The sequence below is a fragment of the Ferrigenium kumadai genome, from assembly GCF_018324385.1.
In the GTDB taxonomy this organism is placed as follows: Bacteria; Pseudomonadota; Gammaproteobacteria; order Burkholderiales; family Gallionellaceae; genus Gallionella; species Gallionella kumadai.
In genome coordinates, this window is record NZ_AP019536.1 from 729950 (window position 1) to 755084 (window position 25135).

Below are 25135 nucleotides of genomic sequence, written 5' to 3' on the forward strand. Positions count from 1 at the left end.
GTTACTGGCCCTTCAGTGCGGGCGTCAGGTGCGGCGCGATCACTTGCAGCAGCTGCGGGTGGATGTTCGGGTTGCCCGCGCAGATGTGGCCGGTCTTGAGGTAGGTCTCCTTGCCGTGCAGGTCGCTGACCATGCCGCCCGCTTCGGTGATCAGCAGCGTGCCCGCGGCGATGTCCCAGACGTGCAGGCCGGTCTCGAAGAAGCCGTCATAGCGGCCCGCGGCCATCCACGCCAGGTCCAGCGCGGCGGAGCCGGGGCGGCGCAGGCCCGCGGTCTTCTGTATCAGGTCCTTGAAGATGCCGACGTAGGCATCCATGTGATCGAACTTGGTGTAGGGGAAGCCGGTGCCGATCAGGCTGTCGGCCAGGTTCACGCGCTTGGTGACACGGATGCGCTTGTCGTTGAGGAACGCGCCGCGGCCGCGCGTGGCGGTGAACAGCTCGTTCTTGGTCGGGTCGTACACCACGGCCTGGGTGATGACCCCCTTGTGCTGCAGCGCGATGGACACGGCGAATTGCGGAAAGCCGTGCAGGAAATTGGTCGTTCCATCCAGCGGATCGATGATCCAGACGAACTCCGAGTCGCCTTGGGTGCCGCTCTCTTCTGCTAGAATCGCGTGGTCAGGATAGGCTTCCAGCAAGGTCTGGATGATGGTCTGTTCGGCGGCGCGGTCCACCTCGCTGACGAAATCCGCATGGGATTTCCTGGTGACGGTAAGGTGATCGATCTTGTCCGTGGCGCGGTAGATCAGGTTGCCGGCGCGACGCGCGGCCTTCACCGCGATGTTTAGCATTGGGTGCATGGATAACGACCTTTTTAATGAGCTGATGGAATCGGGAACGCCGGAACGGTTCCCACGGCACGCATTTTAGTTGGAATTACGTTTTGGATAAACAAAATCATTTGGGGAATGTGCGGGTGGTGCTCAGCCACACTTCGCATCCCGGCAACATCGGCGCGGCGGCTCGTGCGATGAAGACCATGGGGCTGCGCCACCTGTACCTGATCAATCCTCGCCACTTCCCCGATCCGCAGGCCGATGCGATGGCGGCGGGGGCGGATGACATCTTGCGGAACGCGGTGGTGTGCTCGTCCATCGACGAGGCGTTGCAGGGCGTGGTGTTCACCGTGGCGATGACGGCGCGGCTGCGCGACATCTCCATCGAGGTGAAGACGCCGCGCGAGGCGATGCCGGAACTGCTGCAACAGGCGGCGCAACAGCCGGTGGCCATGCTGTTCGGCACCGAGATGTCCGGGCTGACCAACGAGGAAATGGGCAAGGCGCAGGTGCTGGTGAACATCCCGACGAATCCGGACTTCTCCTCGCTCAACGTCGCCGCTGCGGTGCAGGTGATGAGCTATGAGCTGAGCGCGGCAGCGCAGGATTTCGTGCCCCGGGTGCAGGAAGTGCAACCGGCATCCCACGAGCAGGTGGAGGGCTATTTCGCTCACCTGGAGAAGGTGCTGTTCGAGATCGGCTTCTTCACCACGCAGAATCCCTCGCGCCTGATGCAGCGGTTGCGCCGGCTGTACGCGCGCGCGCGGCCGGAGGCGGAGGAGATCAACATCCTGCGCGGTATCCTCAGCGTCACAACCGAGTACAATGCGCGCCTCAAAAAACGCTATTCGGAAGAACACTCGGATGTTCAAGAACATTAGAGAAGACATTGCCAGCGTATTCGACCGCGACCCCGCGGCGCGGACCACCTTCGAGGTGCTGACCTGCTATCCGGGGCTGCATGCGCGCATCTTTCATCGCATGGCGAACAAGCTGTGGCACGCCAACTTCAAGTGGTTGGCGCGCTTTATCTCGCACATCGCCCGTTTCTTTACCGGTATCGAGATCCATCCGGGCGCGACCATCGGGCGGCGTTTCTTCATCGACCATGGCATGGGCGTGGTGATCGGCGAAACCGCCGAGATCGGCGACGACGTGACCATGTACCACGGCGTGACCCTGGGCGGCACTTCGTGGAAGGAAGGCAAGCGCCATCCCACACTGGGCAACGGCGTGGTTGTCGGCGCGGGGGCGAAGATCCTTGGCCCGATCCATATCGGCGACGGCGCGAAGATCGGCTCGAACGCGGTGGTGGTGAAGGACGTTCCGGCGGGCGCGACGGCGGCGGGTATTCCGGCGCGCATCCTCGACGAGGAGAAGAAGGCGGCGGGTTTCAGCGCCTACGGCCTCAGCAACGACCAGAACGACCCGGTTTCCAAGGCGCTGCATGGCCTGATCGGCCACAGCATGACGGTGGACCAGCGTATCGACTTCATTCTTCAGCAGTTGGAGAAGATGGGGGTGAGGGTGGAAGAGGAGCGCGCTACCGCCGAAAAATTTGACCCTAATCACCTAAACAAGATAGTTGACTAAAAAAATTGGGTATTCTATGATTCATTCACAATAAAGCGTTGAACCTTGGCGATTTTGAATGATTCAAACTCAGTACTCTGCAAATAGGAGATGTTGACATGCGACTGACCACAAAAGGACGTTTTGCCGTTACGGCGATGGTTGACCTAGCGACGCGAGGCGGGAAAGGCCCCGTGACGCTGGCAGGGATCAGCGAACGGCAGAACATTTCGTTGTCCTATCTGGAACAACTGTTCGGCAAGCTGCGCCGCAACAACATCGTCGAGAGCGTGCGCGGTCCCGGCGGCGGTTATTACCTTGCGCGTACGGCGGACAAGATCAGTGCTGCCGAGATCATTCAGGCGGTGGACGAGCCGCTGGATGCGACCAGTTGCGGCGGCAAGGGTGATTGCCTGTGTGGCAAGCCATGCATCGCTCATGATCTGTGGATGGGTTTGAACGAGAAGATCTTCGACTATCTGGAGTCGGTCAACCTGCAGCAGCTGGTGGATGTTCACAACAAGCACAATGGCGATGCGGTGCCCGTGTCGCTGGACAACATGTCCAGCGCGGGTACTACGGCCTAAAGGAATCGAACCTTGAAACTGCCGATCTACATGGATTATTCCGCGACCACGCCGGTTGACCCGCGCGTGGCGGAAAAAATGATTCCCTATCTCACCGAGAAGTTCGGCAATCCGGCTTCCCGTTCCCACGCTTTCGGCTGGGAAGCCGACGAGGCGGTGGAGCAGGCGCGCGCGCAGGTCGCCGCGCTGGTGAATGCCGATCCCAAGGAGATCGTCTGGACCTCCGGCGCCACCGAATCGAACAACCTCGCCATCAAGGGCGCGGCGCATTTCTATCAGGGCAAGGGCAAGCATGTCGTCACGATGCGCATCGAGCACAAGGCGGTGCTGGATACCGTGCGCGAACTGGAACGCGAGGGTTTCGAAGCGACTTATCTCGATCCAGAGCCTTCCGGCCTGCTTGACCTGGAAAAATTCAAGGCGTCGTTGCGTCCTGACACCATCCTGGTTTCGGTGATGCTGGTGAACAACGAGATCGGCGTGATCCAGGACATCGCCGCCATCGGCGAGATCTGCCGCGAGAAGGGCATCCTGTTCCACGTCGATGCGGCACAGGCGACCGGCAAGGTGGAGATCGACCTGCAGAAATTGAAGGTTGACCTGATGTCGTTCTCCGCGCACAAGACTTACGGGCCGAAGGGCATCGGCGCGCTGTACGTGCGCCGCAAGCCGCGCGTCCGGCTGGAAGCGCAGATGCACGGCGGCGGGCACGAGCGCGGCATGCGTTCCGGCACGCTGCCGACGCACCAGATCGTCGGCATGGGCGAGGCGTTCCGCATCGCCAGGGAAGAGATGACGCAGGAGAACGAGCGAGTTCGCATGCTGCGAGATCGCCTGCTGAACGGGCTGAAGAGCATGGAAGAGGTGCATATCAACGGCGACATGGAACACCGCGTGCCGCACAACCTCAACCTCAGCTTCAACTTCGTCGAAGGCGAGTCGCTGATCATGGCGATCAAGGATGTCGCAGTGTCCAGCGGTTCCGCCTGCACTTCGGCGAGCCTGGAGCCGTCCTATGTGCTGCGCGCCTTGGGCCGCAGCGATGAACTGGCGCACAGCTCGATCCGCTTCAGCGTCGGTCGCTTCACCACCGTCGAGGAAGTGGATTATGTAATCGCGCTGCTGAACGACAAGATCGGCAAGCTGCGCGAACTGTCGCCGCTGTGGGATATGTACAAAGAGGGCATCGATCTGAACACCGTGCAGTGGGCTGCACACTGACGTAGGGGCGCGATTCATCGCGCCCTTAGTGATCGTCAATATATTGGGCGCGATGAATCGCGCCTCTACAGGAGCACAAAATGGCTTACAGCGAAAAAGTACTGGATCACTACGAGCACCCGCGCAACGTGGGCTCGCTGGACAAGGATTCGACGGACGTGGGTACCGGCATGGTCGGCGCTCCGGCCTGCGGCGACGTGATGAAATTGCAGATCAAGGTCGGCAAGGACGGCGTGATCGAGGATGCGAAGTTCAAGACCTACGGCTGCGGCTCGGCGATCGCTTCGAGTTCGCTGGTGACCGAGTGGGTGAAGGGCAAGACCGTGGATCAGGCCCTGCAGATCAAGAACACGCAGATCGCCGAAGAACTGGCGCTGCCGCCGGTGAAGATCCACTGCTCCATCCTCGCGGAAGACGCGATCAAGGCAGCGGTGGCCGACTACAAGGCCAAGCATGGCGAGAATGTGGAGACCGCCGCCTGCAAGGGCGGCGTTTAACGGACGGAGAATAAATCATGGCGATCACGCTGACTGAAAATGCCGCCAAGCATGTGTTGAACTTCATCGCCAAGCGCGGCAAGGGCGCTGGCCTGCGCATCGGGGTGCGCACCAGCGGTTGCTCCGGCATGGCTTACAAGCTCGAGTTCGCCGACGAGATCGGCAGCGACGATATCCAGTTCGACAGCAACGGGGTGAAGGTGCTGGTCGATCCCAAGAGCCTGCCCTACATCGACGGTATGGAACTGGACTACGTGCGCGAGGGATTGAACGAGGGATTCAAGTTCAATAACCCGAACGTCAAAGATACTTGCGGCTGCGGCGAGAGTTTTAAAGTTTGATGCAGCCCTCAGGCTTCGATCTCCAGCAAAACCACTTCCAGCTGTTCGGTCTGGCGCAGTCATTCGACATCGATGCTGCGCAATTGGATCAGCACTACCGTGCCTTGCAGGCGCAGGTTCACCCCGACAAATCCGCCCACCTTTCCGATGCCGAGCAGCGCCTCGCCATGCAGCGTTCCACCCAGGTGAACGAGGCATACCAGACGTTGCGCAACCCGTTGCGTCGCGCGCGCTACCTGTTGACGCTGCACGGCGTGGACACCCAGGAGGACACCAACACCAGCATGCCGTTGGATTTCCTCATGGCGCAGATGGAATGGCGCGAGGCCATCGCCGAGGCGCAGCAGGCAGGAGATGTCGCGGTGCTGGATGGACTAGAGGCGCGTCTGAATCGCGAAACTCGCGAGCTTGAAACAGAGCTTGAGGTTAAAATCGACGCCGAGAAAAATTACGCGGATGCCGCCGGACTGGTGCGCAAGCTGCGCTTCATGGAAAAACTCGCGGAAGAGATTCATTCCGCCTACGACGCAATCGACTCCTAATGGCTTTACTGCAAATCTCCGAACCCGGCCTCAGCACAGCTCCGCATCAACACCGCCTGGCGGTCGGCATCGACCTCGGTACGACCAATTCACTGGTGGCGACGGTGCGCAACGGCATCAGCGTGGTGCTCAATGACGAAAACGGCCGCGCCATGCTGCCTTCGGTGGTGCGCTATGCGGCAGACGGCAGCGTGACCGTGGGCGAGACGGCCCAGGCCACGCAGAGCGACGATCCGGTCAACACCATCGTTTCGGTGAAACGTTTCATGGGGCGCGGCCTAAAGGATGTCGGCGAGATCAGCCGCTTGCCGTATCGCTTCGTCGACGCCGACGGCATGCTGCAATTGCGCACCGTGGCGGGCGTGAAGAGCCCGGTAGAGGTGTCGGCGGAAATCCTCAAGGTGCTGCGCGTCCGCGCCGAGGCCGCGCTGGGCGGCGAACTGGTCGGTGCGGTGATCACCGTGCCGGCCTATTTCGACGATGCGCAGCGGCAGGCGACCAAGGATGCGGCGAAACTCGCCGGGCTCAACGTGTTGCGCCTGCTAAACGAACCCACTGCCGCTGCCATCGCCTACGGCTTGGATAACGCCGCAGAAGGCGTGTATGCGGTATATGACCTTGGCGGCGGCACGTTCGACATCTCCATCCTGCGCCTGTCGCGCGGTGTGTTCGAGGTGCTTGCCGCCAACGGCGACTCGGCGCTGGGCGGCGACGATTTCGACCAGCGCATCCATTGCTGGTTGCTGGAGAAGAACGATCTTTCCGCGCTCAGCCCGCAGGACACTCGCCTGTTGCTGACCCACGCGCGTGCTGCGAAGGAACAACTGACCGACCATGCCGAGACGCGCATCACCGCCGTGTTGTCGAACGGCGAGGTGATCGACAACCAGCTGACCCGCGAAGAGTTCCAGGCGATGTCGCAGAACCTGGTGCAGCGCACCTTGCAGCCGTTGCGCCGGGCGTTGCGCGATGCGAAGCTGAGCGTGGCGGACATCAAGGGCGTGGTGATGGTCGGCGGCGCGACGCGCATGCCGCAAGTGCAGCAGGCGGTGGGCGATTTCTTCGGGCAAGTTCCGCTGACCAACCTCGACCCTGACAAGGTGGTGGCGCTGGGCGCGGCGATCCAGGCCAACCTGCTGGCGGGCAACCGCGGCGGCGATGAGTGGCTGCTGCTGGACGTGATCCCCTTGTCGCTCGGCATCGAGACCATGGGCGGCTTGTCCGAAAAGATCATCCCGCGCAACAGCACCATCCCTACCGCGCGAGCTCAGGAGTTCACCACTTTCAGGGACGGTCAGACCGCGATGAGCATCCATGTGGTGCAGGGCGAACGCGAACTGGTGAGCGATTGCCGCTCGCTGGCGAAGTTCGAGTTGCGCGGCATCCCGCCCATGGTGGCGGGCGCGGCTCGCATCCGCGTGACCTTGCAGGTGGATGCCGACGGCCTGTTGAACGTGTCGGCGCGTGAGATGAGCAGCGGCATCGAGGCGGCGATCACGGTCAAGCCTTCCTATGGGTTGTCGGACGCCGAAATCACTCGCATGCTGCAGGAATCCGCGCAGCACGCACAGAACGACATGGTGGCGCGCGCCCTGCGCGAGCAGCAGACCGAAGCGAAGCAGCTGCTCGAAGCCGTGCAACACGCGCTGGATCAGGACGGCACGCTGCTGAGCGAAGCGGAACTTTCCGCCATCCGGAGCAAGATGGACGAGCTGGCCGCCTTCCTGCAACAGGATGACCATCTCGTCATCAAGCGCGGCATCGAGAAACTGAACCAGGCCACCACCGAGTTCGCGCAACGCCGCATGGACCTGAGCGTAAGGCGCGCGCTGGCGGGGCAGAAGATTTCGGAACTGGAGGGTTGAGATGCCGCAAATAATCGTCCTGCCTCACGTCGAACTTTGCCCGAACGGCGCGGTCATCGAAGCCAAGAGCGGCGACACGATCTGCGACACCCTGCTCGATAACGGCATCGAGATCGAACACGCCTGCGAGAAGTCCTGCGCATGCACCACCTGCCACGTCATCCTGCGCAAGGGCTTCGATAGCCTGAATCCGGCGGAGGAGCTGGAAGAGGATATGCTCGACAAGGCCTGGGGGCTGGAGCCGACTTCGCGCCTGTCCTGCCAGGCAGTGGTGGACGACGAGGATCTGATCGTGGAGATTCCCAAGTACACCATCAATATGGTCAAGGAGTAGCGAGATGAAATGGACTGACGTTAGACCCATCGCCATCGAACTGGCGGAAGCCCATCCCGATGTCGATCCGCGCACCATACGCTTCACCGACCTCCACAACTGGGTGGTCGATCTGGAGGACTTCGACGACGACCACTCGCGCGGCGGCGAGAAGGTGCTCGAGGCCATCCAGGCGGCGTGGATCGACGAGGTGGAATGACGATGTACGCACTCTGTCGCAATCTCTCCAACCGCTGGCTGTACCTGGCGGGCGCGCTGTTTGCCAGCGGCCTGATGGGGTTCGGCCTGTACCTGCAATACGTCAAGCACCAGGACCCGTGTCCGTTGTGCATGGTGCAGCGTGCGGTGTTCATCGCGATCCTGGTCGTGTTCGTCGTCGCCGCATTGCACGGGCCGAAGCGTCTCGGCGAGCGCATCTATGCCGCGTTGATCGGACTGCTGTCGCTGTCCGGCATCGGCGTTGCGGCGCGCCACATCTGGATCCAGCACCTGCCGAAGGATGAGGTGCCGGCATGCGGCCCCGGCCTCGACTACATGCTCGAAACCATGCCGATGGCCGACGTGCTGAAGGAGCTGATGCACGGTTCCGGCGAATGCGCGGCAAAAGGCTGGACCCTCCTCGGTCTCGGCATCCCCGAGTGGTCGCTGCTGTGCTACCTCGTGCTGGGGGCATGGGCAGTGCTGATTTCTTTAAGGCGCACCGCCAACTCATAAACAACTCGCTACGGGTTGACATCAGAACGAACGTTCTTTACAGTGCGAAGAACGTTCGTTCTGTATGGTGTCGCCATGACCGAGTTCAACCCCAAAGACTCCGAGTACCTTTCCAGGCTGCAGGACTATTACGCCGACTGGAAGAGCATCCCTTCCTACGCTTCGTTGTGCGAAGTGTTCGGCATTGCGTCCAAGTCGTGGGTGAAGGCCATCCTTACCCGCTTGGGCGAGGCCGGTTTCATCGAGCGCACCCCGGATGGTGTATGGGTGCCGACGCCGCAGTTCTTCGCCCGTCCGCTGGCCGAATCCGCGGTGCCAGCCGGCATGCCGGTCTCGGTCACCGCCACGCAGGGCGAGCACTATGTCATCGACGAAATGCTTATCGAGACGCCATCCAAAACCACGCTTATCCCGGTCAAAGGCGATTCGATGATCGAGGCCGGCATTCATGACGGGGATATCGCCGTGGTGGAGAAGCGCCTGACCGCCAATGTCGGCGACATCGTCGTGGCCATCGTCGACAACGAATTCACCCTGAAGACGCTGGACAAGGAGCGCGGGAAATTCGTGCTGCGTCCGGCCAACCAGGCCTATCCCGTCATCCATCCGCAAGGCTCGCTGGAGATCTTCGGCGTGCTGGTCGGTCTGATCCGCAAATACCGGTAACTATCCCATGCAATCCATCATTCACCAGGGCCGCCGTGCCGTGCCTGCCGCGTTGTTGTCGCTGACCCATCCGAACAGGGAGTTGCTCCATCGCCAGCGCGCCCTGTTGCGCCGCGCCGTCCCGGCAGGTTTCCCAACCCCCGCCGACGACCATGTCGAGCGGCGCACCAGTCTGGACGAACACCTGATCCAGCATCGGGAATCCACCTTCTTCATGCGCGTGGCGGGCGACTCGATGCGCGGCCTCGGCATCTTCGACGGCGACCTGCTGGTGGTGGACCGCGCGCAGCCTGCCACGGACGGCTGCGTGGTGATCGCCGTGGTGGATGGCGAATTCACCGTGAAGCAGCTGTTCCATACCTCGGATGGGCAGGTGCTGCGAGCCGCGCATCCGGATTATGAGGATATCCGCATCAAGTCCGGACAGGAATTCACCATCTGGGGCGTGGTGAGCTGGAACGTCCATAAACATACTCCCTGAGCCGTACGCGCGGCCGCGCGTCGAATCTCTTCAGTCGTAATTACCTTCCCCAGACAGCCGAAATACTGGCTTCCCTGTATTCAACTGCCACCTGTGCCTCGATAAAGTTCATTTACCCGGAAAGATACCCCGACTGCATTCGCGGGATCTTTTTTGCTATCGAATTTGATCTAAAGGAGAACAGGCATGGCCAACCTCACCCGTTTCGACCCGTTCAGCGAGATGACGCGTTTCGAGCCCTTCAGAGATATGAATGACATGATGAAGGGATTCATGATGCGGCCCATGCTCCGCGAAATGAGCATGGAGCCCCAGATAAAAATGGAAGTGTCGGAAGTGGAGGGCGCTTACAAGGTCAAGGCGGAGATTCCCGGGGTGAAGAAGGAAGACATCCATGTGTCCATCGAGGGAAACCGGGTTTCCATCAGCGCCGAGGTCAAGCAGGAAAAGGAAGAGAAGGAGGGCGAGCGGCTGATCTGCTGCGAGCGCAGCTATGGCAAGACCTTCCGCAGCTTCACCCTCGACCACGAAGTCGACGAGGCCTCAGCCCAGGCGAAATATAACGATGGGGTGCTGGAGATCATGTTGCCCAAGAAGTCCGGGGGTGGCGTCAAGGAACTCACCGTTTCGTGATATGAAGGCCGATTATGGCTTGTTCAATCGTGGCGGTCTGTTTGCGACTGACCGCCTGACCTTCCGGCGAGGTGGCCACTTGGATAACGGCGCCATAGAGCGTGCCTACCGGCGGTATGCGCGATTCTACGATCTCTTCTTCGGGGCGATCTTCCAGCCCGGGCGCAAGGCCATCGTCGAGCGCATGGCCTGTGCGCCGGGAGAGCGGATCCTTGAAGTCGGTGTCGGTACGGGCCTTTCCCTGCCGCTGTATCCCAAGGATGTAACGGTCACCGGGATCGATATTTCCCGTGACATGCTGGCCCAGGCTCATGCCAGGAAAATACGAGAGCAACTGGATAACGTGGTGTCGTTGTCCCTGATGGATGCCGAGGAGATGGCGTTCGAGGACAACAGCTTCGACAGGGTGGTTGCCATGCATGTCGCATCCGTCGTGCCGCATCCGGAACGGCTGGTAGCCGAGATGCGCAGGGTATGCAAACCCAATGGCCATCTGTTTTTTGTGAATCACTCCCACAGCAGCAATCCTGTGGTGGGCGGTATCGAGAGCCTGCTTGTGCCGTTGTCCAGGCAGCTTGGATTCCATCCGGATTTTTCACTGGAGCATTTTCTGGACGAAACCGGCTTGGTGGCGATGAGCACCCAACCTGTGGACCTGCTCGATTTTTGCACCATGGTCGAGGTCAGGAACAACAAGAAATTCAAGGCGGTGTCCCTGGCTAAAGTCATGGCGACATCTCATGGACAAGACGGCTGGGCGGGATGAGTTCCGGTTGGCGCTGGAATGAGTCAATCATTTACCGGAAACGGAGGCATCATGGCCATTGGTGAAATCTGTAATCGCGAGGTCGTCATCCTGGGGCGCAACGAGAGCGCTCTGGATGCCGCCAGGCTGATGCGCCAGCATCATGTCGGCGATGTACTGGTAGTTGAAGAGCGCACGGGCAGGAAGGAGCCGGTGGGCATCGTGACCGACCGCGATCTCGTCGTGGAGATCATGGCCCCCGGACTCGGTCCGGCGGCCATCACGGTGGGCGACATCATGGGGGGCGAACTGGTCACGGTCAGGGAAAATACCGGCGTGTTCGAGGCGATCCAGTACATGCGCAGCAAGGGGGTGCGCCGTCTGCCGGTGGTGGATGCACACAATGGCCTGGTGGGCATTCTTGCCCTGGATGACTTGCTGGAATTGTTGTCGGAAGAATTGCTTGCGATCTCCAAACTGGTCAAGTTGGAGCAGCAAAAAGAGGCGAGGAGCCGCCGTTAACCCTTTGTCCCAAGGAGAGCACCATGCAGATCCCGTTGCAGATCACCATCCGCGGTGCGGCCCATTCCGAAGAGCTGGAAACGCATATCCGCAACAAGGCGAGAAAGCTCGATGAATTCTTCGAGCACATCACCTCCTGTCGCGTCGTGGTGGAGATCCCGCACAAACACCAGCATCAGGGCAAGATGTACAACGTGCGTATCGACATCGGCGTACCCGGCCATGAGATCGTGGTCAACCGCGACATGAACGAGGATGTCTATGTCGCCTTGCGTGATGCCTTCGACGCAGCGAAACGCCAGCTTGAGGACTATGTGCGCAAATTTCGCGGCGACGTCAAAACCCATGAGCCGAAGCAACGGGGAGAAGGCGCCGGGTTGCGGGCGGGTTGAACGGGCCGGTTTGGTTACCAGAACAAGGAGACCGATCATGCTGGATTCGTTGAAACAGGCAGGGATGAACATCGGTCGCGAAATCAACCGCGCCTGGGAGAGCTTGTCGGAAGGTTGGCGCGAACTGCTCAGCCGGAGCAGCAACGCGTTGACGCATTTCTCCCGCGGCAAGGAAGAGGCGGCAGTTACCGGCAGCGATCTCGCACGCTTTCCACGCTGGGGATTGCTGGCGGGCGAAGTGGAAGAAACCGCGAAAGATATTCTGGTGCGAGTAGAGCTTCCCGGCCTGGAAAAAGAAGACTGCCACGTCAGCATTGAAGGCAACATGCTTTACATGAGCGGGGAAAAGCGCATCGAGCGCGAGACCAGCGACAGCACCTACCACGTCATGGAGCGTGCTTACGGCTCATTTCAGCGCGCCATCCCGTTGCCGCGCAATGTCGATGCCGACCAGGCAGAGGCGAGTTACCGCAACGGCGTGCTGACCGTCCGCGTGCCCAAGTCTGCTGTCGCATCTGGCACGACGGTGCGTATATCTTGATCGCTGCGACAGGGAGAACAACATGGCTTTGACTCTTGCCGCGTTGGCTTTTACCTCGGCATCCTTCGCCAACAATGGCGCGATTCCGGCGCGCCACACCTGCGACGGATTGAATGTTTCCCCTGCGCTTGCCTGGGATAACGTGCCCGAAGGAACGAAAAGCCTGGCGCTGATCGTCGATGATCCGGATGCGCCAGACCCGGCGGATCCGCGCGGGACCTGGGTGCATTGGGTGCTCTACAACATGCCTCCCAACACGCACGGGGTGTCCGAAGGAGTGGCGGCCACGGCCTTGCCGCAGGGGACGCTACAGGGCATCAACGACTGGCAGCGAGCCGGCTACCGAGGGCCGTGTCCGCCGATCGGCAACCATCGCTATTTCTTCAAGCTGTTCGCGCTGAATGTCGTGCTGCCCAATCTCAATCAGCCCACCAGCGCCATGCTGGAACAGGCGATGCAGGGGCATGTCATTGCCCGGGCAGAACTGGTCGGGAGATATCAGCATCGCTGATTCGTTTCGCAGCCTGGGTTGAAACATTCGCCTTTGCTCAATCTATCTGAATTCTCTATCGTCGCTTCGTTTTCGAGGCAAGGGGAGTATATATAGATTCCGTTCTTTTATTGCGCTGCATAGTTGGCGCTACTGAGAAACCGCAAGTTTAGTTTCGAGAACCCCTTTTTGCCCTTCAGGTTCATCAACTAAATGGAGCTTGGGATGCGGGAGATATATCCAGGGCAAAGGGAGAACAAATGCCAAGGGATTCCAGTCAGGTTTCACCTCCTGCCATATGTAATAGCGCTTACCCGCAATCGCTTCGAATTCGAGGCTATCAGTCTCATTTTCTGAATTTCCCGTAAACGGATTTAGTGTTGTCGAAGTGATCACATGTTTCCCGGGAGAAATTTCCGTGTAGAGGTAAACTCTAGGCGCCGTTTGTCCAAGAGGTCTTCCATCAACTTGGACGATCATGCGAAGACCGGGCCCCAAGGACTCATTGCGATAAATATATACGCCAGCAATATCAGAGTTCCCACCGAACGTCTTCAGAGCCGCGTCTTTATTTGAATCTCCCATCGGCACCGACGCACAGCCAAACAGACCCATGGCAACAACCGCAAGCAGTACATATTGCTTAAGCATAATGACTCTCCTTAGTGTGTTCTCTACAGTTGTTCATATGACGGATCTGTCCGGACATGTATTTGATAATACGGACACGAACATTCTTCCTTAAGATCGATCTCATAACTCCCTGCCCGGCAATCACTTGCCTAGTTCGTCTAGACATAAATGGCTTAGGGATGAAATCGTCCATGCCCCGCGAAAAATGATTTGCAGCAGCCGCCACTTGTTTCGGTTCCTCCGGAAAGGATTAACTCTGTTTTGCAGAGTATAAGACTCTGCAAAACAGAGTGTCAATGCACGCATGATATTTTTGCTTGTGCTGGTTGAGGCTCGGTAACTCGGAAACGAGACGCCTGATTGGCAACTCTCTAAAAAGCCTAGCGTGGAGGTAACCGGCCGCCGGAAATAGACGGCCGGAGGGAACCCAACAGCGGCGCGGGTCCGGTTGACCGTAGGGTTAGCCCTTTGAGTGCCCACGTCCTGAGTGTTCGTCATTCTTCACTGGGCTACCGTACCCTCGCAGCTTCATGTAGGTCGTCACTTGCTCGGGAGTAAGGATCTCTGTCTGAGCCAGATGGGACTCAAGATGGGCCTGCCGCACTTGGGCCTGCAACTCGCCGATTCGCCTTAGCGTCTGCGTAAGACTTTCCGCCGTAACTGCTTTCGAAGCGAACAATCGATCAAGCTTTCGCTCCTCATCAATGAGGGCGCCGCCGATTTGCTTGGCCTTGGCTTCCATTGCCCTAAATAGCGCTTCAGTCTGTTGCTTTTGCGCGGGCGACAGGTTCAGTTCGCCGGCAAGCGCCAATACATGAGAAGGGCCAGGATAGCCGTTTAGCTCTGCTGCTTTGGCCAAACCCATGCCCTTACCGGCAAGATAGCTCTCAACGTCATCGGCTGATAAAGCCTTTATCGCCCTCGACTCTTGACCGACGTATTGATTCGGCGTAGTTGTCTCGCCCGCGTAAGCAAGGGTGGTGAAAGCTATCAGGCAGAGAGCAGATTGCTTTGCTTTGTTCATAGGATACTCCTCGGAGAAAGGGGTAACGACGCTAAGGGGGCCTGCAGACTAAAAACCATACTCGCGTTCCACACAACACACGCGAACTCGAAAAGCTTTATACCAATCCTTTGCGCGGCTCTGGGCTTGGCGATGAATTGCGTTTTCTTTCCAGGCCTTTATTGCTTCCTGGCTCACCCAATATGAAACGGAGATTCCGATTTCTTGCCTTGCACTCTCGAAGCCAAGAAAGCCCGGTTGCTCGGAGGCAAGCTCCAACATTTGTTTCGCAGCTTCGGCATAGCCGTTATCGCCATCTTGCCGGACAGAGGTAAAGATCACGGCGTAGTAAGGGGGGTGGGGCGTTATTGATGGTGATGATGCCATTCAGATCTCCTCGTGAATCGCCTATCAGGCGAGAAATGGACGTGCGTGTTGATGGTGTTGTCATGCATGAAACCTCACAAGCGCACCTGCGCTTGGCAGCGCTGGTCCAGTCTGAACCCAGTGTCCATTGCTATCCAATGTTTCATAGTCGCTGAACACAAATGGAAGTACTTTTGCTTTAAAAGGATTTTCCATTTGGTCGAATAAATTGATATGAAGGTGAGGCATTGTCGAATTACCCGAGTTGCCTACCATTCCAACTATTTCTCCCCGCCGCACTAGGGCGCCTTCGGCAACCCGTATTGACTGATTCTTGAGGTGAGCGAGAAAAACGATATAGCCTTCCTTGGCCCGTATCATGATGTAATTTCCGGCATTTGGCCTGATATCCAATCTGCCGTCTTCTTCTTTGGGGCGAAATTTGAAAGTTGCGTTATACCAGAGCAAAACTGTTTTCCAGATACTGGTGTATTCGTGATCGCCCCATCCGTTTCCAACACGAATCACCGTTCCGTCAATCGGTGCGAAAACAGGTTTGTTCCAGCAAAAGTAGTTCTTTGACGGGATATGGTTTACGTAGAAGCGTAATCCGCTCCCCTCATGTGGAGACTTTCTTTCATCATCCAGCTGTATAAAGTCGACAGCATAAGGATGGTGCCCCGGCGGCCTCATGACCTTCCATTCCCCTTTAAGGGGAGGATGAATTGAGATGTTGTGGATTGATTCCATAGCTACTTATCTTGATGCATAACCGTTATTCATTTGACAGCTCCGTCATGAGCATTCTCCTCAAGCTCGGCTTCATGTCTTCCTGGTCGGCAACCATTTGCTTAATTCGTCCAAAAACTTGCCTGGCATAAATGGCTTGGGGATGAAATCGTCCATGCCTGCTGCAAGACAACGCTGACGAGACTCGTTCGATGCATCGCCTGTCATCGCAATTACCGGTATCCCGGCAAATGCATTCGTTGATCGGATCAACCTGGTGGCTTCAAGGCCGTCCATTACAGGCATCTGCACATCCATCAACACACAATCAAAATGCGCATGATGCAACAAATCCAGTGCCTCCTTCCCATTCCTGGCCAACCATACCTTCGCCCCTGCCAGTTCCAGGAACCTTGTTATCGCCTCTTGACCGAGTTCGTTGTCTTCGGCCAATAGGATATGTGCACCGTCGATCCGCGCCCGAACGCCAAGCATTATGATTCCCTCATCTGCTTAAGTTAGTCGGATGAACATAGATTCTATTTGACCGTGATCTCAATCGTGTCTGCGCCCGGCCCAAAAACGAACTGAAGTTTCTCGAAACTGGGCAGACCGGAGAACAGCCCCAGTTGGAAACCATTTGAAAATCCGAGCGGTTCGGCGGGCAGGCTCAGCAGGTTGTGATCCAGATTGCCATTGCCGTTTCCATCATGAAATACGCTGACCGCATACTTCCCATATTTGAGATTCTGGAAGACGAGCCGAGTTTGATTGCCGCTGATATTTCCTTGCGTGCGAAGATAGGCTTTCTCGATCTGCATGACGTCGTCTCCTTCACGGAATAGATTGGCGATCACTTGCCCGCGCTCATGGAGCAGGCCGCGCACCTGGATTGTCAGGTTCCCGGATGAGTCGTCGGCAAAGCAGTTCTGTGAAAGCAGAATCAGGATTGATGCCATAAATATCTTATTCATACGACAGGGCCTCTCTGTTTGATATTGAAATCGCTTTACGAGCCGGCAACCGGCTTGCCAGCCACGCAAAGACCAATGTGATCGCCAGGGTGACCACGAAACCAATCTGGCTGAATGCAAAATGGAGCGATACGCCATGACCCAGGATGAGTTCGCCGAAGAACTCTGAGGCGTAAAGGCTGAGCGGCAAGCTCAGAAGGAATCCTGAAACGATGCCAACGAAAGCGACCACGGCACCTTCGGCAACGAACAGGCGATAGATGATCGAAGGAGTCGCGCCGATCGCACGCATGACACCGATTTCGCGGGTTCTCTCCATGATGTTGGTGCCGGTTGATGCAGCCATGCCCAGCGTACTGATCACCAGCACCAGCGCAGAGAGGAAGGTGAATAGCGTAAGGATGATGCTGAGATGGTCGTAGATGATCTTCGCGCGCTCAGCCTGGGACATGACATAAAAGACGTTAAGGTCCGTCCGGCTGATGACTCTTTCGATATCCTTCTTCAGTTTGACGACGTTGTCGAAGCTCCTGTCTTCGGTGGCGAACATCAGACTGTTGACCAGATGTTCAGGGTTGGCGGTCCTGTCGTATTGCTCTTTGTCGATGTATATCTTCGCCACATCGAATTCTTTGACTATGCCTACGAGTTTGGCCTGAACCGGTTTGCCGTTGAGGTTGATCCGGTACAGCTTGCCCGGTTCAACGGGCTCGCCGAACTGTTCTACCGCTCCCTGGTTCATCACGATCTCGATGCCATCCGAGGGGGACAGCCAGCGGCCTTTGGTGACGTCCATCTTTACGAGATCGGTGTCGTGGGGCAGGGCGACGATGCCGATACCATTGTTCGTCGATATCACTGAAGATTGCAATCTGCCACGTCCCCCATTCCATGTTTCGATGTGTTGGACGTTACTTAGATGTTGGAACGGTGCCAGCGCTTTCTCGCGTGGTATCTGCTCTTTCAGGACAACCTGAACGTCATATTTCATGGCGTATCTTGTGTCGGCTAGGAATTCGATCAGCGATTCACGCACGTTAAAGCCCGCACTGAAGATCGCCACTCCCAGCGCAATGGTGGCTACTGTTGTCGCCAGGCGTTTCTTGCGTCGAAGGGCATTCCGCAAAGCCAGCCGGAAGCCATAAGGCAAAGGCCAGCGCGCGGCTGCCACCTTCTTCCCGGATGCAGAGCCCAGGCTTATGCCATAGTCGGACAGTGCGCTTTGCACGGAGATGCCGACTCCCCTCAACAGGGCAGGAAGAGCAAACAGGATGGGCAGCAGCAATCCGCAAGCAATCAGGCCGGCATACAGCGAGAGCGGAAGTTCCTTGGTGAGAATATTGAAATTGAGTATCTTCGCAACGAATGCGGCGAAGCCATAACCGGAGATCACCGCCAGCGGAATGGCGACGATGCTCGCCAGTATGCCCAGCGTAAGTACCATGGCCAGATAGATGCTGAAAACCTGCCACTGCGTGGCGCCGATGGCCTTGAGCACGCCGATCTGCCTGACCTGTTGCGCAAGGATGGCCCCGATCAACTGCGATACCAGGACCGCCCCCATCAGAAAAGCCAGCAAACCGATGCTTCCCTGAAATGCAAGCAAAGTGTTCAACTGCCACTGGTGGGGATGTTGGTTCGGCTTGGGGATGTTAATGTTGTCGATGGCGATTCCGCGGGCACGAAGATCTTCCACAATCGTATTCGCGGCCGTTTGAATCTCCTGTTTGGTACCTGCATTCCTTAACCGGAAGATCAGTCGCTGGTTGGCAGGTTCGCCGGTGATTTCGGTAAATGTGCGCTTGTCGGCATAGGCATAGATAAAGGCGTCCTGCGTGGAGGGCGCCTGTGCCGGGTCAAAGCTGATACCGGAAACGGGAACTCGCAGTATTTTTCCGCCGGCGCGTATACGAGCAACGGAGCCGGTCGTCAGATTCGACACCAGCCGCCCGTTCCGTTCCACCAATATCGTCCCGCGGGGCGGCGTTACTGGCCCGTCTTCATGGTATACGCGAGCGAGGTGGAATATTTCGAAATCATTCAGGCCGAAGAGCCACAGCGGCAGCCACTGATCCGGAAAAACCTCGATCCGCTGATACGAAAGGTCGCGGAACTCCGCCCTCTCTATTTCCGGACGTTGCCTGAATGAGGAAAGATCGAGCTTGGCAAAATCCTTTGACGTCAACGCCACATGAAATGGATAGGTTCTGGTGAAATTCTCGTTAAGGTCGCTCTTCAGGATGAAGTACGAGACCAGGATCGACCCGACGCCCCATAGTCCAATGGTAAGCGCGAAGATGACAAGCAGGGTGCGGCCAGGATTCGCCCACAAGTCATTGACGGCTTTTCTTAATCTGAGATTCACGCGGCACCCCTCTCATCGCTGACCAGGGCGCCATCCTGCAGGGTAACGATCCGGTCATATCCGGATGCCGACACATCTTCGTGAGTCACCACAATGACAGTCTTTCCACTCCTGGAAAATTGCCGGAAGAGGGCATGAATCTCACTGGCATTCTTGCTGTCCAGATTTCCGGTGGGTTCGTCGGCGACAAGAATGGGCGGGGCGTTGACCAGCGCGCGGGCGATGGCGGCACGCTGCTGCTCGCCGCCGGATAATGCCGCGGGGAATTTGTCGGCGTGCTGTTCGATTCCAACCAGGTTCAATAAGCTTCTGGCGCGCTGCGCCCGTTTCGGCTTCGGAATGACATCTACAAAATCCATGGCAAGAAGGAGATTCTCCAGAATGCTGAGCGTGGGGATGAGCTGGAAAAATTGAAAGACGATGCCGATATTGGCGCCCCGCCACTTTGCGAGCTGGCTTTCGGGAAGCGTATGAACCCGGGTGTCATTGATGGTCACCACACCGCTGTCCGGATGGTCGATGCCGGTGAGCATGTTCAGCAGTGTGGACTTGCCGCTGCCAGATTTGCCGACGATGGCGACGAATTCGCCGGCGGCAAGGTGCAGGTCGATGTTGTCGAGTGCCGTGAAACTTCCGTTACTACCCGGGAAAACTTTTTTGACGCCCGATAGTTTGATCATGTGGATACCTTGTTCTGGATTGGACACGTGTCTATCATGGCGAGCAGACTCAAGGTCGAGAAGAGCACTGAGGCGACGAATGCGCAGTTTCAGACAGATGAATGATTTTTGTCCGGAAAGGAAATATTGTGGCCGATGAAACGCAATCCATAGACAGGCGGGTGCAGCGTACCCGCCGTTCGTTACGGGACGCACTGATCTCGCTGTTGGTGGAGCGCGGCTGGGACGACATCAATATTCAGGAACTGTGCGAGCGAGCGGATGTGGGGCGCTCGACGTTCTACATGCACTTCCAGAGCAAGGATCAGTTGTTGGTCAGCGGATTTGACGATCTGCGCGCGGCTCTGCGTGCCCAGGCTGTCATCGCAAATACCGGGGCATCCGGGTCATTGCCATTTGTGCGCGGATTGATCGAGCACGCATATGAGCAGCGAATATTGTTCAGAGCCATCATCGGGAGGCGTAGCGGACATGCCGTACAGAAGCGTTTCCGGGAAATGGTGAGCCAGCTTGTCGAAGAGGATGTTGCGCACCTTGTCGCTGCCGGGTGGCGACGGGATGCCGGCGTCAGCTACATTGCCGGCGCACTCGTCGAGTTGCTGGCATGGTGGGTGGATGCGGTCAACGGGTGCGCGATGGACGATGTCGAACAGCTTTTCAACGAGCTCACCTTGCCGGTTATCCGGCAGCTCGAGGGGAGGTGAAATGTCTTGTGGTCAAATTGCAATGGACACGATCGGGCGCTTTCTTATGATCCTGATTGGTCATCCCGTAGTAGTGAATGGTTAGGCGTTGTCACATCTCATTAGCTGTATGCTGCCGACTTCAGTGGTGAAGCCGTACTTTGCGTAAAAGTCATTCATGCCCGGCAGACAATAAAGTTCAAAATGCGTTACAGCACTCAATTTTTCATGTGACTTGATTAGGCCTATAAGCTTACCGCCAAGACCTTTTCCTCTCTGGTTTTCACAGACGATGACATCAAAGATAAGCGCTTTGAACGTGAAGTCTGTCAGAACACGGGCAAAGCCTGCCAAGTTGTCCTGCGAATCTACGAGAGCAACGCATAGTTGCGAGTTTGCGACACACTTGCGCGAATCTTCCAGCGTGCGCGCTTTCGACCACCACTCATTTTGATAAAGCTGATGTAATTGCCCGATGTGCTTGTCGCTGAGTTCGTAGATGGTTTTCATGTGGGGATTCCGATCTGGTTTTTCGCTTGGGTATTGAGTTAGCCCCACACGCCTTCCGCTACATCGACCACGCTCCCGCCGACAGAGACTTCGATCTCGCCATCAGTTTCGTTCGCGCGCAATGCCAGAGTGGAAGGGCGTCCCATTTCGTAGCCTTGCCCGGCCAATACGTCGATACTCGGCGAGCCGAATACCTTGTTGCACGCCAGGTACGCGGCAAGGCAGCCGTTGGCACTGCCTGTGGCGGCGTCTTCGGGGATGCCGTAGTAATCGGCGAACACTCGCACGCTCACGTTCTGAGCAGCTTCATATCCTTCTGTGCTGAATACCAGGATGAGCTTGGCCCATGCATCGTTCACCAGGGCGAAGTACGCCTCCTTGTCGATCCTGGCGCGCCTGAGGGCGTCCAGATTCTTCAGAGGCACAACGACGGCAGGGAAGCCGGTCGAGACTTCCACGATTGGGAAGTCCTGATCGATGTCGGACGGTTCGACACCCAATACTCGTGCCAGCGCGCCGGCATCGAGTCGCTTGCCGAATGTGGGCGGCATCTGCTTCATCCACAACAAGGATGCCTTGGCGGGCGTTTCGGCAAAGGCGACCGGTATCTTGCCGACACGCAGATTGAGTGCGACTTCGATGGCCTCCGTCAGGCGCAGGCGGTTGCGGATGATGTGCGCCGTACCCAAGGTAGGATGGCCGGCGAATTCGACCTCGGCATTCGGCGTGAAGATGCGGACATCGAAGCCGCCGTCCCGCGGCTGGCGCGAGGTGATGAAGGTCGTCTCGGAGAAATTGATCTCCTTTGCGATCTGCTGCATCTCCCGGTCGGACAGGGACTCGCAGTCCACGAAGGTGGCGAGCTGATTGCCGCCGTAGCGCTGGCTGGTGAATACGTCGGTGATGAAGAATCTTGGCTTGCCCACTGCTCGTTCTCCCGAGATGGCCTGCAAGGCAGACATTTTGCTTGTGTGGGTGAGAAACTTCAATGCAGGCGCGTTCACACCGCAGGCAGAGGTGGTCGGCTGGCATCATTTGTAACCCACGACAAAAAGCCGCCGGAAGGGAAACAATACTTTTCCATCGGCCTGCGCTCTATATGTTTCAGCCACCCGCTCACCGAGGATTTTGACGAAGCGCTGCTTTTGAGTCTCGGTTTCCAGAGCCGCCAAAAATGGACGCAAACCCGTGCTGGTAATCCAGCTAATAATTGCCTGTGCGTTTTCCATCACATGCCAGTATTCGGTTTCCCAGATGTCGAGTTTCGAGGCTGTACCGGCTAAAGCATCATAGTAGTAAGCGGGGCTTTCAATCGTAAACGTATTCTTTGGCCCTTCCATCAAATGAATCCATTCCGGCTCGTTTGCGACTTCAATAATGAGTTGCTGAAGTGCTGAATAGATGCGCGCCGGAATCTGGAAAGCGAGCACCCCGCCCGGAGCAACATAAGCAAATAAGTGCCCGAGCAAGCGGTCATGCTGCGGCATCCACTGAAATACGGCATTGGAAAATACAATATCGCAGGCAGAGGATGGTTGCCAACCGGCGGCATCGGCCAGAATCCATTCCTGATCGGGATAATTTTCTCGGCATGAATTGATCATTTCGGGCGAGCTATCGAGGCCTGTGATGGTTGCCTCAGGCCAGCGCCGCCGCAGACATTCCGTGCTATTACCCGGCCCGCAACCCAGGTCGATAATCTTGTTCGGGTTGGCAATGTTTATTCTTGAGATGAGGTCTATGGCGGGCTGAGTACGTTCGGTTCCGAATTGCAAGTATAAATTCACATTCCAGTCTGACATGTCTTCTCCTTTGCATATCGTAAGGGCTAAACATCTTTGGTGGCCACCCAGCCGCCGAACAGGAAGCTTTGGTAGAACCTAACCGGAGTGGCGAACCCCGCTTCGCGCAGCAGTTCAACCAATTCGCTCTCGGGGATAAAAGCCAGGTCTCTCTCGATGTGCGTGCGATCCTGGGACAATTCTTCTGCGGAAATCCCGTGGGCCGCATAAGACAATAGCCATGCATCGAATAACCGCTCAAATGCGTGCGAGCCTTTGTCACCGTATAGATCGGCAAGAACAAACACCCCGCCCGGCTTCAGGCTCTCCGCTATCGAACGGAAATAGGCGAGCTTCTCTTCTCGACCCTTGATGAAATGGGAAACGAAAACAGAGGACGCAGCATCGAACAGGGCCGGCGCTTGATACTCCTGCAACCGACCGTTAAAGAAACTGACCCGGTTGACCATTCCCACTTCGGCAGCCCAGCGCTGACAGGCGCCAAGCATGTCAGCCGAGACATCGACAGCGGCAAAGCGCCAGGATGCAAAGCGCTTGCCGAGGGTGATTATTTCAACCCCCGTGCCTGCCCCTGCGGACAGAAATGCCGAATGCTCTGGCAGGTTTTGCAGCCACGGCACAATCATCTGGTGCAAGGCATCGTAGCCCGGACAGAATTGACGAATCTTGTGGTCGTATTTTGCCGCAAGGCTTTCGTCGAAGTGTGTTGACACATCAAATTGATCGGTATCTTTTGCCATGGCTATTTAACTTTCAAATTGAGGAACAAGCAGACATCGGTCTGTGCTGCTCAAACGCATTAGCGCGCTTTGCGATTTGGATGAGCGAAATGGTAGTCTGGGTGGGCGGGCATATTGTTGCGTTTTCTAGTGTGGAAACTGCGGTCGGCGCAATATTATTGCTCATAAATAATGTATATTAGCAGCATCAAAATTATGGCGTTGATTTAGAGGCGATTTATGCAACTTGATCGTTACGATTTACAGATTTTGCGTGTATTGCAGGAAGATGGCCGCATCAGCAATCAGGATTTGGCTGATCGCATCAGTCTTTCTCCTTCTCCCTGCCTGCGCCGGTTACGCACCCTTGAGGAATCGGGTCTGATCGTTGGCTACCGCGCTATGCTCGATGCGAAAAAACTTGGATTGTCGTTGATGGCGCTGATCCTGATTTCGATGGACCAACATACGCCGGAGCGCCTTGCCAACTTCGAGGCGAAGATAATTGAAATCCCTGAGGTGCTGGAATGCCTGCTGATAACCGGGCAGGATGCGGATTACCAACTCAAGGTGGTAGTAAAGGACATGGATTCGTATCAGGATCTGCTACTCAACCATATCACCCGCATTAAAGGGGTGACTGGCGTGCACTCCAGTTTTGTATTACGTCGGGCGGTAGACAAGACAGCGATGCCGATCTGAGTAATTGGCTGCCGCTAGAATTAAAGGAGAATTAAAAAAGGAGGGGCGCAATATTTTCGGAGCCATCATGCCGGACGCCCTCGCATTAAATTAGCCGACATGCCCCGGCACAATGGGCCGCGGCGAGCCAAAGAAAAAGGCAGGTCATCAGACCTGCCTTTTTGTCGATAGCGCTACTTTTTGATTGCTACTGCTTAACCACGACGTCCAGTGATGTAGTGGCTCCGACTAACCTAAAGGTAAGTCTTCGCCGTTACATTACCGGTCGCTTAACCAAAGCGACCGGTAATGTAATCTTCCGTTTCCTTGCGCTTGGGGTTGGTGAACACCGTGCTGGTGTCGCCGAATTCGATCAGGTCGCCCAGGTACATGTAGGCGGTGTAGTCGGAGACGCGCGCGGCCTGTTGCATGTTGTGGGTCACGATGACGATGGTGAAGTCTTCCTTCAGTTCGTCGATCAGCTTCTCGATGTGCGCGGTGGAGATCGGGTCGAGCGCGGAGGTCGGCTCGTCCAGCAGCAGCACCTGCGGCTTGACGGCGATGGCGCGGGCGATGCACAGGCGCTGCTGCTGGCCGCCGGAAAGGCCGGTGCCGCTCTGCTTGAGCTTGTCCTTCACTTCGGTCCACAGCGCGGCCTTCTTCAGCGCCCATTCGACGCGCTCGTCCATGTCATGCTTCTTCAGGTTCTCGTAGAGCTTCACGCCGAAGGCGATGTTGTCGTAGATCGACATCGGGAACGGGGTGGGCTTCTGGAACACCATGCCGATCTTGGCGCGCAGCATGTTCAGGTCCTGCTTGGCGTCGAGGATGTTGGCGCCGTCCAGGATGATCTGGCCGGTGGCCTTCTGCTTGGGATAGAGCTGGTACATGCGGTTGAAGGTGCGCAGCAGTGTGGACTTGCCGCAGCCGGACGGGCCGATGAAGGCGGTCACCATCTTTTCCGCGATGTTCAGGTTGATGTCCTTGAGCGCGCGGTAATTGCCGTAAAAGAAGTTCAGGTCCTTGACGACCACTTTGGGGTTGGTGATGTTTTCGGTGTTCATATGCG

The 25135-nt window shown here is 57.2% G+C and carries 35 protein-coding genes; 21 read left to right on the forward strand and 14 right to left on the reverse strand.

Translation table 11 applies throughout. The features are described 5' to 3' along the window. Position 1 precedes the first annotated feature (1 nt). Positions 2-802, reverse strand: a complete 801-nt coding sequence (locus FGKAn22_RS03440) for an inositol monophosphatase family protein (protein ID WP_212786587.1) — start codon at positions 800-802, stop codon at positions 2-4. 83 nt (positions 803-885) lie between these two features. On the opposite strand from FGKAn22_RS03440, the gene FGKAn22_RS03445 reads away from it, so the two are divergent. The 19 genes from FGKAn22_RS03445 to FGKAn22_RS03535 all read left to right on the forward strand — a co-directional run bounded on the left by FGKAn22_RS03445 (position 886) and on the right by FGKAn22_RS03535 (position 12942). Continuing rightward, positions 886-1659: an RNA methyltransferase gene (locus FGKAn22_RS03445; protein WP_212786588.1), complete on the forward strand. Its 774-nt coding sequence runs from the start codon at positions 886-888 to the stop codon at positions 1657-1659. Continuing rightward, a complete protein-coding gene (gene cysE / locus FGKAn22_RS03450) occupies positions 1643-2371 on the forward strand; it encodes a serine O-acetyltransferase (RefSeq protein ID WP_246487448.1) in 729 nt (242 codons plus the stop codon). The genes FGKAn22_RS03445 and cysE overlap by 17 nt, the downstream gene beginning before the upstream one ends. A gap of 98 nt (positions 2372-2469) precedes the next feature. Then, on the forward strand, positions 2470-2937 hold the full coding sequence (locus tag FGKAn22_RS03455) for an Rrf2 family transcriptional regulator (RefSeq protein ID WP_212786590.1): 468 nt from the start codon (positions 2470-2472) through the stop codon (positions 2935-2937). Positions 2938-2949: 12 nt separating this feature from the next. Further along, a complete protein-coding gene (locus tag FGKAn22_RS03460; protein WP_212786591.1) occupies positions 2950-4158 on the forward strand; it encodes an IscS subfamily cysteine desulfurase in 1209 nt (402 codons plus the stop codon). Between the two features lie 80 nt (positions 4159-4238). Beyond that, on the forward strand, positions 4239-4655 hold the full coding sequence (iscU, locus tag FGKAn22_RS03465) for a Fe-S cluster assembly scaffold IscU (RefSeq protein ID WP_212786592.1): 417 nt from the start codon (positions 4239-4241) through the stop codon (positions 4653-4655). Between the two features lie 17 nt (positions 4656-4672). Beyond that, on the forward strand, positions 4673-4996 hold the full coding sequence (gene iscA, locus FGKAn22_RS03470) for an iron-sulfur cluster assembly protein IscA (RefSeq protein ID WP_212786593.1): 324 nt from the start codon (positions 4673-4675) through the stop codon (positions 4994-4996). Then, positions 4996-5538, forward strand: a complete 543-nt coding sequence (hscB, locus tag FGKAn22_RS03475) for a Fe-S protein assembly co-chaperone HscB (RefSeq protein WP_212786594.1) — start codon at positions 4996-4998, stop codon at positions 5536-5538. The genes iscA and hscB overlap by 1 nt, the downstream gene beginning before the upstream one ends. Continuing rightward, entirely contained in the window at positions 5538-7403 is a 1866-nt protein-coding gene (gene hscA / locus FGKAn22_RS03480) for a Fe-S protein assembly chaperone HscA (RefSeq protein WP_212786595.1), read from the forward strand. The genes hscB and hscA overlap by 1 nt, the downstream gene beginning before the upstream one ends. Position 7404: 1 nt before the next feature. Continuing rightward, positions 7405-7737 (forward strand): ISC system 2Fe-2S type ferredoxin, encoded by a 333-nt coding sequence (gene fdx / locus FGKAn22_RS03485; RefSeq protein ID WP_212786596.1) that lies wholly within the window; start codon positions 7405-7407, stop codon positions 7735-7737. A 4-nt stretch (positions 7738-7741) separates the two neighbouring features. Continuing rightward, positions 7742-7936 carry a Fe-S cluster assembly protein IscX gene (iscX, locus tag FGKAn22_RS03490; protein WP_212786597.1) on the forward strand — a complete coding sequence of 65 codons (195 nt, stop codon included), beginning with the start codon at positions 7742-7744 and terminating at the stop codon, positions 7934-7936. After that, positions 7933-8451, forward strand: a complete 519-nt coding sequence (locus FGKAn22_RS03495; RefSeq protein ID WP_246487449.1) for a disulfide bond formation protein B — start codon at positions 7933-7935, stop codon at positions 8449-8451. Before iscX ends, FGKAn22_RS03495 begins: the two co-directional genes overlap by 4 nt. A 75-nt stretch (positions 8452-8526) precedes the next feature. Continuing rightward, on the forward strand, positions 8527-9117 hold the full coding sequence (locus FGKAn22_RS03500; protein WP_212786598.1) for a LexA family protein: 591 nt from the start codon (positions 8527-8529) through the stop codon (positions 9115-9117). Between the two features lie 7 nt (positions 9118-9124). Then, complete coding sequence (locus FGKAn22_RS03505; protein ID WP_212786599.1) at positions 9125-9598, forward strand: LexA family protein; 474 nt, start codon at positions 9125-9127, stop codon at positions 9596-9598. 186 nt (positions 9599-9784) lie between these two features. After that, on the forward strand, positions 9785-10231 hold the full coding sequence (locus FGKAn22_RS03510; protein ID WP_212786600.1) for an Hsp20/alpha crystallin family protein: 447 nt from the start codon (positions 9785-9787) through the stop codon (positions 10229-10231). Position 10232: 1 nt separating this feature from the next. After that, positions 10233-10997: a class I SAM-dependent methyltransferase gene (locus FGKAn22_RS03515; protein ID WP_212786601.1), complete on the forward strand. Its 765-nt coding sequence runs from the start codon at positions 10233-10235 to the stop codon at positions 10995-10997. Between the two features lie 51 nt (positions 10998-11048). Next, positions 11049-11498: a CBS domain-containing protein gene (locus FGKAn22_RS03520; RefSeq protein WP_212786602.1), complete on the forward strand. Its 450-nt coding sequence runs from the start codon at positions 11049-11051 to the stop codon at positions 11496-11498. A 23-nt stretch (positions 11499-11521) separates the two neighbouring features. Continuing rightward, positions 11522-11890 carry an HPF/RaiA family ribosome-associated protein gene (locus tag FGKAn22_RS03525; RefSeq protein WP_212786603.1) on the forward strand — a complete coding sequence of 123 codons (369 nt, stop codon included), beginning with the start codon at positions 11522-11524 and terminating at the stop codon, positions 11888-11890. Positions 11891-11927: 37 nt separating this feature from the next. After that, entirely contained in the window at positions 11928-12431 is a 504-nt protein-coding gene (locus FGKAn22_RS03530) for an Hsp20/alpha crystallin family protein (RefSeq protein ID WP_212786604.1), read from the forward strand. Between the two features lie 22 nt (positions 12432-12453). Beyond that, the gene (locus FGKAn22_RS03535; RefSeq protein WP_212786605.1) at positions 12454-12942 is read left to right on the forward strand and encodes a YbhB/YbcL family Raf kinase inhibitor-like protein; all 489 of its coding nucleotides are present in this window, start codon (positions 12454-12456) and stop codon (positions 12940-12942) included. Between the two features lie 129 nt (positions 12943-13071). Here the strand turns inward: FGKAn22_RS03535 and FGKAn22_RS03540 are convergent, their stop codons facing one another. From FGKAn22_RS03540 to FGKAn22_RS03575, 8 genes are all read right to left on the reverse strand, one after another. Then, the gene (locus tag FGKAn22_RS03540; protein ID WP_212786606.1) at positions 13072-13572 is read right to left on the reverse strand and encodes a DUF2846 domain-containing protein; all 501 of its coding nucleotides are present in this window, start codon (positions 13570-13572) and stop codon (positions 13072-13074) included. A gap of 442 nt (positions 13573-14014) precedes the next feature. Next, the gene (locus tag FGKAn22_RS03545) at positions 14015-14578 is read right to left on the reverse strand and encodes a Spy/CpxP family protein refolding chaperone (RefSeq protein ID WP_212786607.1); all 564 of its coding nucleotides are present in this window, start codon (positions 14576-14578) and stop codon (positions 14015-14017) included. 48 nt (positions 14579-14626) lie between these two features. Next, positions 14627-14944, reverse strand: coding sequence for an antibiotic biosynthesis monooxygenase family protein (locus tag FGKAn22_RS03550; protein ID WP_212786608.1), 318 nt, complete (start codon positions 14942-14944; stop codon positions 14627-14629). A gap of 60 nt (positions 14945-15004) precedes the next feature. Then, complete coding sequence (locus tag FGKAn22_RS03555; RefSeq protein WP_212786609.1) at positions 15005-15673, reverse strand: M23 family metallopeptidase; 669 nt, start codon at positions 15671-15673, stop codon at positions 15005-15007. Positions 15674-15745: 72 nt separating this feature from the next. After that, positions 15746-16147 (reverse strand): response regulator, encoded by a 402-nt coding sequence (locus FGKAn22_RS03560; protein ID WP_212786610.1) that lies wholly within the window; start codon positions 16145-16147, stop codon positions 15746-15748. Between the two features lie 44 nt (positions 16148-16191). Then, positions 16192-16611, reverse strand: a complete 420-nt coding sequence (locus FGKAn22_RS03565) for a DUF2141 domain-containing protein (RefSeq protein WP_212786611.1) — start codon at positions 16609-16611, stop codon at positions 16192-16194. A gap of 7 nt (positions 16612-16618) precedes the next feature. Beyond that, positions 16619-18991 (reverse strand): ABC transporter permease, encoded by a 2373-nt coding sequence (locus tag FGKAn22_RS03570; protein ID WP_212786612.1) that lies wholly within the window; start codon positions 18989-18991, stop codon positions 16619-16621. After that, positions 18988-19698: an ABC transporter ATP-binding protein gene (locus FGKAn22_RS03575; protein WP_212786613.1), complete on the reverse strand. Its 711-nt coding sequence runs from the start codon at positions 19696-19698 to the stop codon at positions 18988-18990. Before FGKAn22_RS03575 ends, FGKAn22_RS03570 begins: the two co-directional genes overlap by 4 nt. Before the next feature lie 101 nt (positions 19699-19799). On the opposite strand from FGKAn22_RS03575, the gene FGKAn22_RS03580 reads away from it, so the two are divergent. Further along, positions 19800-20375: a TetR/AcrR family transcriptional regulator gene (locus FGKAn22_RS03580; protein WP_212786614.1), complete on the forward strand. Its 576-nt coding sequence runs from the start codon at positions 19800-19802 to the stop codon at positions 20373-20375. Between the two features lie 81 nt (positions 20376-20456). Here FGKAn22_RS03580 and FGKAn22_RS03585 read toward each other — a convergent pair whose 3' ends face one another. The 4 genes from FGKAn22_RS03585 to FGKAn22_RS03600 all read right to left on the reverse strand — a co-directional run bounded on the left by FGKAn22_RS03585 (position 20457) and on the right by FGKAn22_RS03600 (position 23406). After that, positions 20457-20864: a GNAT family N-acetyltransferase gene (locus FGKAn22_RS03585; RefSeq protein WP_212786615.1), complete on the reverse strand. Its 408-nt coding sequence runs from the start codon at positions 20862-20864 to the stop codon at positions 20457-20459. Positions 20865-20902: 38 nt separating this feature from the next. Beyond that, on the reverse strand, positions 20903-21790 hold the full coding sequence (locus FGKAn22_RS03590; protein WP_212786616.1) for a PhzF family phenazine biosynthesis protein: 888 nt from the start codon (positions 21788-21790) through the stop codon (positions 20903-20905). Between the two features lie 105 nt (positions 21791-21895). Continuing rightward, positions 21896-22666 carry a methyltransferase domain-containing protein gene (locus FGKAn22_RS03595; RefSeq protein WP_212786617.1) on the reverse strand — a complete coding sequence of 257 codons (771 nt, stop codon included), beginning with the start codon at positions 22664-22666 and terminating at the stop codon, positions 21896-21898. Positions 22667-22692: 26 nt separating this feature from the next. Beyond that, positions 22693-23406 (reverse strand): SAM-dependent methyltransferase, encoded by a 714-nt coding sequence (locus FGKAn22_RS03600; RefSeq protein WP_212786618.1) that lies wholly within the window; start codon positions 23404-23406, stop codon positions 22693-22695. A gap of 219 nt (positions 23407-23625) precedes the next feature. Between FGKAn22_RS03600 and FGKAn22_RS03605 the strand changes: the two genes are divergently transcribed. After that, positions 23626-24087: an Lrp/AsnC family transcriptional regulator gene (locus FGKAn22_RS03605; RefSeq protein WP_212786619.1), complete on the forward strand. Its 462-nt coding sequence runs from the start codon at positions 23626-23628 to the stop codon at positions 24085-24087. Positions 24088-24356: 269 nt separating this feature from the next. Here FGKAn22_RS03605 and pstB read toward each other — a convergent pair whose 3' ends face one another. Continuing rightward, complete coding sequence (gene pstB, locus FGKAn22_RS03610) at positions 24357-25130, reverse strand: phosphate ABC transporter ATP-binding protein PstB (RefSeq protein ID WP_212786620.1); 774 nt, start codon at positions 25128-25130, stop codon at positions 24357-24359. Positions 25131-25135: the final 5 nt, after the last annotated feature.

Coding starts and splice junctions, on each gene's coding strand:
- FGKAn22_RS03440 (WP_212786587.1), bottom strand. CDS start 802: ATGCACCCAATGCTAAACATCGCGGTGAAGGCCGCGCGTCGCGCCGGC.
- cysE (WP_246487448.1), top strand. CDS start 1,643: ATGTTCAAGAACATTAGAGAAGACATTGCCAGCGTATTCGACCGCGAC.
- FGKAn22_RS03455 (WP_212786590.1), top strand. CDS start 2,470: ATGCGACTGACCACAAAAGGACGTTTTGCCGTTACGGCGATGGTTGAC.
- iscU (WP_212786592.1), top strand. CDS start 4,239: ATGGCTTACAGCGAAAAAGTACTGGATCACTACGAGCACCCGCGCAAC.
- iscA (WP_212786593.1), top strand. CDS start 4,673: ATGGCGATCACGCTGACTGAAAATGCCGCCAAGCATGTGTTGAACTTC.
- hscB (WP_212786594.1), top strand. CDS start 4,996: ATGCAGCCCTCAGGCTTCGATCTCCAGCAAAACCACTTCCAGCTGTTC.
- hscA (WP_212786595.1), top strand. CDS start 5,538: ATGGCTTTACTGCAAATCTCCGAACCCGGCCTCAGCACAGCTCCGCAT.
- fdx (WP_212786596.1), top strand. CDS start 7,405: ATGCCGCAAATAATCGTCCTGCCTCACGTCGAACTTTGCCCGAACGGC.
- iscX (WP_212786597.1), top strand. CDS start 7,742: ATGAAATGGACTGACGTTAGACCCATCGCCATCGAACTGGCGGAAGCC.
- FGKAn22_RS03495 (WP_246487449.1), top strand. CDS start 7,933: ATGACGATGTACGCACTCTGTCGCAATCTCTCCAACCGCTGGCTGTAC.
- FGKAn22_RS03500 (WP_212786598.1), top strand. CDS start 8,527: ATGACCGAGTTCAACCCCAAAGACTCCGAGTACCTTTCCAGGCTGCAG.
- FGKAn22_RS03505 (WP_212786599.1), top strand. CDS start 9,125: ATGCAATCCATCATTCACCAGGGCCGCCGTGCCGTGCCTGCCGCGTTG.
- FGKAn22_RS03510 (WP_212786600.1), top strand. CDS start 9,785: ATGGCCAACCTCACCCGTTTCGACCCGTTCAGCGAGATGACGCGTTTC.
- FGKAn22_RS03515 (WP_212786601.1), top strand. CDS start 10,233: ATGAAGGCCGATTATGGCTTGTTCAATCGTGGCGGTCTGTTTGCGACT.
- FGKAn22_RS03520 (WP_212786602.1), top strand. CDS start 11,049: ATGGCCATTGGTGAAATCTGTAATCGCGAGGTCGTCATCCTGGGGCGC.
- FGKAn22_RS03525 (WP_212786603.1), top strand. CDS start 11,522: ATGCAGATCCCGTTGCAGATCACCATCCGCGGTGCGGCCCATTCCGAA.
- FGKAn22_RS03530 (WP_212786604.1), top strand. CDS start 11,928: ATGCTGGATTCGTTGAAACAGGCAGGGATGAACATCGGTCGCGAAATC.
- FGKAn22_RS03535 (WP_212786605.1), top strand. CDS start 12,454: ATGGCTTTGACTCTTGCCGCGTTGGCTTTTACCTCGGCATCCTTCGCC.
- FGKAn22_RS03540 (WP_212786606.1), bottom strand. CDS start 13,572: ATGCTTAAGCAATATGTACTGCTTGCGGTTGTTGCCATGGGTCTGTTT.
- FGKAn22_RS03545 (WP_212786607.1), bottom strand. CDS start 14,578: ATGAACAAAGCAAAGCAATCTGCTCTCTGCCTGATAGCTTTCACCACC.
- FGKAn22_RS03550 (WP_212786608.1), bottom strand. CDS start 14,944: ATGGCATCATCACCATCAATAACGCCCCACCCCCCTTACTACGCCGTG.
- FGKAn22_RS03555 (WP_212786609.1), bottom strand. CDS start 15,673: ATGGAATCAATCCACAACATCTCAATTCATCCTCCCCTTAAAGGGGAA.
- FGKAn22_RS03560 (WP_212786610.1), bottom strand. CDS start 16,147: ATGCTTGGCGTTCGGGCGCGGATCGACGGTGCACATATCCTATTGGCC.
- FGKAn22_RS03565 (WP_212786611.1), bottom strand. CDS start 16,611: ATGGCATCAATCCTGATTCTGCTTTCACAGAACTGCTTTGCCGACGAC.
- FGKAn22_RS03585 (WP_212786615.1), bottom strand. CDS start 20,864: ATGAAAACCATCTACGAACTCAGCGACAAGCACATCGGGCAATTACAT.
- FGKAn22_RS03595 (WP_212786617.1), bottom strand. CDS start 22,666: ATGTCAGACTGGAATGTGAATTTATACTTGCAATTCGGAACCGAACGT.
- FGKAn22_RS03600 (WP_212786618.1), bottom strand. CDS start 23,406: ATGGCAAAAGATACCGATCAATTTGATGTGTCAACACACTTCGACGAA.
- FGKAn22_RS03605 (WP_212786619.1), top strand. CDS start 23,626: ATGCAACTTGATCGTTACGATTTACAGATTTTGCGTGTATTGCAGGAA.
- pstB (WP_212786620.1), bottom strand. CDS start 25,130: ATGAACACCGAAAACATCACCAACCCCAAAGTGGTCGTCAAGGACCTG.